This window comes from Inquilinus sp., assembly GCF_039594555.1.
Lineage (GTDB): Bacteria > Pseudomonadota > Alphaproteobacteria > DSM-16000 > Inquilinaceae > Inquilinus.
Window position 1 is genome coordinate 1 of record NZ_JBCNNF010000480.1, and the last position, 4940, is coordinate 4940.

The 4940-nt window shown below is 69.1% G+C and carries 5 protein-coding genes; all 5 read right to left on the bottom strand.

All coding sequences use genetic code 11. From position 1 onward, the window contains the following. The coding region (locus ABDW35_RS32120) for a sugar ABC transporter permease (protein ID WP_343717916.1) at positions 1-469 on the bottom strand (469 nt) is incomplete at its 3' end. 231 nt (positions 470-700) lie between these two features. After that, positions 701-1948: a sugar ABC transporter substrate-binding protein gene (locus tag ABDW35_RS32125; protein ID WP_343717917.1), complete on the bottom strand. Its 1248-nt coding sequence runs from the start codon at positions 1946-1948 to the stop codon at positions 701-703. A 61-nt stretch (positions 1949-2009) separates the two neighbouring features. After that, positions 2010-3017 carry a LacI family DNA-binding transcriptional regulator gene (locus ABDW35_RS32130; protein ID WP_343717918.1) on the bottom strand — a complete coding sequence of 336 codons (1008 nt, stop codon included), beginning with the start codon at positions 3015-3017 and terminating at the stop codon, positions 2010-2012. Positions 3018-3334: 317 nt separating this feature from the next. After that, complete coding sequence (locus ABDW35_RS32135) at positions 3335-4225, bottom strand: ATP-binding cassette domain-containing protein (protein ID WP_343717919.1); 891 nt, start codon at positions 4223-4225, stop codon at positions 3335-3337. Further along, the coding region (locus ABDW35_RS32140; RefSeq protein WP_343717920.1) for an ABC transporter ATP-binding protein at positions 4222-4940 on the bottom strand (719 nt) is incomplete at its 5' end. The genes ABDW35_RS32135 and ABDW35_RS32140, both read right to left, overlap by 4 nt.

A 4940-nucleotide genomic window follows, 5' to 3' on the forward strand; every position in this document is an offset into this window, starting at 1 on the left:
GGCCCAGCGCCTCGGCCGCCGGGCTGAACAACCCGGCATCGACGTTCAGCAGCCAGGCCCACAACAGGCTGGCCGAGGCGAAGCCGACCACCACCGGCAGGAAGTAGGCGGTACGGTAGAAGCCGGCGAAGGGCCGCGGCTTCTCCACGAACAGCGCCAGCGGAAAGGCGGTGGCGAAGATCGCGACGGTGACGACGACGGTGTAGAGCGCGGTGAAGCGCAGCGCGTTCCAGAACCGCACGTCACGGGCGATGGCGAGGTAGTTGTCGAAGCCGATGAAGCGGATCGCCCCCATCAGCGGCCAGTTGTGCAGCGACATCCAGGCGGTCATCGCCAGCGGCACCACGAAGAACACCGCCACCAGCGCCACCGCCGGCAGGACGAAGAGAAGGCCGGCCCATTGCCGCCGGTGGACGGGGCGGCGGACAAAGGCCCGCGGAATCGCGCCGGCGGTCTGTGTCGTGGACATCAGGCCAACCTCCCTGACGAGCCCAGCTCTTTCTTGTCCCCCCTCCCCTTGCGGGAGGGGGGTAGGGGGAGGGGTCTGCGCGCGTCCGCGCGCGATGGGAAGGATCGTTCCCGCCGGAACCGGCTTGCGGCAGTCAGGGCTGGGCCGAGCGGAGACAACCCCCTCCCCCTAGCCCCCTCCCGCGAGGGGAGAGGGGACTCATTTTGCCTGGTCGTTCGGACCGCCACAGCCTCAGTTCCCCGGGGCGCTGTCGATGATGCCCTGCATCGTTTCCTGGGCGGTGGCGAGGGAGCCGTCGACGTCGTCGCCGAAGAACACCTCGTTCACCATCTGCACCCAGGGGCTGTTCATGCTGTTGATGATGTCGTTGAAGACGACGGAATAGGGCGTCCGGCCCTTGGCCATCGCCTGGGCCGCGATCTTGTAGCGCGGGTCGAGGTCCTTGAGCGCCTGGTCGGAGATGTCGCCGCGCACCGGCAGGCTGCCGTAGCGGGCCAGCAGCGTCTGCCCCTCCAGCGAGTAGGAGAAGTCGAGGAACGCCTTGATCGCCGCCAGCTTCTTCGTGCCCTTGGTGACGACGAAGTTGTCGCCGCCGGCGAAGGACGACCAGCCGCCGGTCCTCCCGGGCAGGAAGGTGACGCCGTAATCGATGTCCGGGAACTGCGTGTTCAAGGCGCCGATGGCGAAGGCGCCGGACGGGGCCAGGCCGATATTGCCGCGGGCGAAGGCGGCGAAGAAGTTCGACCCGGTGTCGGTGCGCGCGCCCTCGGGCACCAGCCCCTTCTTCACCATGTCGCGGTAGAAGGCGATGGCGTCGCGCATCTGCGGCGTGTCCAGCGTCGCCTTGCTGCCGTCCTCGGTCAGGATCTCGCCGCCGCTGGCCCAGACCAGCGGGACGAAGGTGAAGATGTTGCAGCCGCCGCAGGCACCGGAGAAATAGAAGCCCTTGATGTCGCCCCCGAGCGCCGCGACCTTCTCCGCCGCCGCCTCGATCTCGGCCCAGGTCGTCGGCGCCTTGTCGGGGTCGAGGCCGGCCTGGCGGAACAGCTTCTTGTTCCAGATCAGGACCGAGCTGTCGGCGGAATAAGGCAGGCCGTAGATCCGGTCCTTGTAGGTGCCGGTCTTCACATGCGCCGGCGACAGCTGGCCGAAATAGGGCAGGGACTTGGCGAGGTCGGTGATGTCCTCCAGCTGCCCGGCGGCGGCGAAGGAGGGCGTGTAGATCAGGTCCAGCGACAGCGCATCGGGCGCGGCGCCGCCGGCCGCGGCGGTGGCGTATTTCTGCACCAGCTCCGCGGTCGGCACGATCTGCAGCTCGGCCTTGTCCTCGTGGCTCTGGTTGAACGCCTCGACGATGCGGGGCATGAAGTTCGACCCGTCGGACCGCACCCACAGAGTGAAGGTCTCGGCCGAAGCGGCGGAGACGGTGAGGGCCAGAAGGGCGATGCCCCCGGCCAGGCGCTGCAGCAGACGCGTCATCTCTGTCCTCCCTTGGTTCCGGCCGTCCTTCCGGGCGGCCTTGTTGCTCCGGTCGGGCCTGTCAGTCCCCGGGCGGGGCGCCGCAGGACTGGCGCACCACCAGGCGGCAGGGCAGCTTGCGGATGCCCGGCGCGATCGGCTCGCGGTCGACCAGCTTCAGCAGGGTCAGCCCGGCCTCGCGGCCCAGATCCTTCAGGTTCATGTCGACCGTGGTCAGCGGCGGGCGCGTCGCCGCGGCGACGATCTCCCAATTGTCGAAGCCGATCACGGCGACGTCGTCCGGCACCCTGCGGCCGCGCTCGCGCAGCGCGTCGACCACGCCGCGGGCGATCTGGTCGTTGCCGCAGAACACCGCATCGGGCGGGCGGCCGATGCCGTCGAACAGATAGCCTGCGGCCTCATGCCCCCAGCCCTCGGTCCATTGACCCGTCAGCACGCCCTGCTCTGGCTCCTCCAGCCCCGCCTCGCGCAGCACGTCGCGATAGGCCTTGGCCCGCTGATGCACGACGCGGAAGCTGGACGGGCCGGTGACATGGGCGATGCGCCGCCGCCCCAGCCGGGCCAGATGCTCCACCGCCAGCCGGGCCCCGGCCTCGTCGTCGGAGACGAAGCCGATCGATTCCGGGTCCGGCTCGGTGAAGGCGTAGATCACCGGGATGCCGAGATTGGACAGGTCGACCGGCAGGTGACGGTCGATCCGCTTGCCCGAGGCGATGATGCCGTCAACCCGCTTCTCCAGCATGGCGTCGACATGCGTCTGGGCCAGCCGCGGATCGTCCTCGATGTTGCACAGGAACACCGAGACGCCGTTGTCGACCAGCGCGTCGGCGATGCCGGCCATCACCGGCAGGGTGAAGCGGCCATAGGTGTCGTTGGTCAGCAGGCCGACGGTGAAGCTGCGCTGCCGCGACAGGCTCTGCGCCAGCCCGTTGGGGCGGAAGCCCAGGGCCTTGGCCGTCTGGCGGACCCGCTCCCGCGTCTCCTCCGCCATCCGGCCCTGGTCGTTCAGCGCCTTCGACGCAGTGGCGACGCTGACCCCGGCGGCCTGCGCCACATCGCGCAGGGTCACCGGCCGGCCGGCGACTTTCGGAGCGGATCGTGGTGACCTCTGGTCCATGCCGAGCCCGGTCGCGTCTCGCTGAGAAAGTGGTTTCTCTTGCCACTTCTATGACGTTCGTTGTTCTAAATGAGAAACCGTTTTCTCAAACACGGTAAGCGAAGTCGGCCGGTGTCGGCAAGTCTGAATCGAGCGGCGGCTTTTCGGAAAGGCGACCTATCCCTTTGCCGTCATTCCCGCGAAAGCGGGAATCTCTGTCCGGTCAAAGCGGCGCGAGATCCCCGCTTTCGCGGGGATGACGGAGTGGGAGGCTGAAAAGTCCCGTAACGTCAGGCCGCGCGGACGAAGTGGTTGTCGGCGATCTGGCGCACGCCGCCGGTCGCGCGGGCGGCGTCGCGCGCCTGGGCCACGAGATCGGCCTGCAGCTGCGAGGCCTCACCGTCGAACGGCCGCTCCGGGTCCGGCACGGCGGAGAGCAAGAGCTGGGTGTAGGGGTGCTGCGGTGAGTCGATCACCGCGCCGGTGTCGCCCCATTCGACGATGCGGCCGGCATACATCACCGCGATCTCCTCGGCGACGTAGCGCGCCGTGGCGATGTCGTGGGTGATGTAGAGGAAGGCCATGCCGCGCTCGCGCTTCATCTTTTCCAGCAGGTTGAGCACGCCGAGCCGGATCGAGACGTCGAGCATCGAGGTCGGCTCGTCCGCCAGCACCACCTCGGCCCCGACCGCCAGGGTGCGGGCGATGTTGACCCGCTGGCGCTGCCCGCCGGACAGCTGGTGCGGGTATTTCGGCGCGGTGGCCTCGGGGTCCAGTTCCACCGCCGCCAGCAGCTCCATCACCCGGGCGCGCAGCGCCTTGCGGTCCGACAGGCCGGCATGCAGGGACAGCGGGCGGGCGATGTGGTGGAAGATGGTGTGCACCGGGTTCAGCGACCCGAAGGGGTCCTGGAACACCATCTGCACCGCGCGGCGATAGGCCAGCAGCTCGCCCTTGCCGTCCAGCGCGGCGACGTCGCGGCCGCGGAACAGCACCCGGCCGGCGGAGGGCGGGTGCTGCAGCATCAGCACGCGGGCGCAGGTGGTCTTGCCGCTGCCGGATTCGCCGACCAGAGCCAAAGCGCGGCCGGCATAGAGCTCGATCGACACGTCGTCCAGCGCCTGCAGCGGGCCGAAGCGCTTGCCGACGCGCTCGAGGGCGAGAAGGGGCGTATGGCTCATGATGCCTCCGCGGCGTCCTGCAGGGCGGTGCGCCGGGCCCCGTGCACCGAGGGGAAGGAGGCCCAGAGCTTGCGCGTGTACTCATGCGCCGGGGCGCGGAAGATCTGCTGCGCCGTCCCGACCTCGACCAGCCTGCCCTTCAGCATGACGCCGATGCGGTCGCAGAACTGCACCATCAGGCTGAGGTCGTGGGTGATGAACAGGATCGAGAAGCCCAGTTTCCGCCGGAGCCCGTCGATCTGCTGCAGGATCTCGCGCTGGACCACGACGTCGAGCGCCGTGGTCGGTTCGTCCATCACGATCAGCTTCGGGTTCAGCGCCAGGCAGATGGCGATGACGATGCGCTGGCGCATGCCGCCGGAGAACTGGTGCGGATAGTCGGACAGGCGCTTGGGGTCGATGTCGACCATGCGCATCAGCTCGGCCGCGCGGTCATGCGCCTCGGCCCGGCTGCAGCCGGTGTGGGTGACCAGCACGTCGCGGAACTGCGCCTCGACCGTCAGCACCGGGTTCAGGGCGTTCATCGCGCTCTGGAACACCATGCCGACCTCGCGCCAGCGGAAGCGGCGCAGCGCCTCGCCGTTCAGGCGCAGCACGTCCTGGCCGTCGAAGCGGATCTCGCCGCCGCTGATCAGCGCCGGCGGCTTGTGCAGCCGGGTGATGGCGAAGGCGATGGTGCTCTTGCCGCAGCCGGATTCGCCGGCTAGGCCGAACA

Coding starts and splice junctions, on each gene's coding strand:
- ABDW35_RS32125 (WP_343717917.1), bottom strand. CDS start 1,948: ATGACGCGTCTGCTGCAGCGCCTGGCCGGGGGCATCGCCCTTCTGGCC.
- ABDW35_RS32135 (WP_343717919.1), bottom strand. CDS start 4,225: ATGAGCCATACGCCCCTTCTCGCCCTCGAGCGCGTCGGCAAGCGCTTC.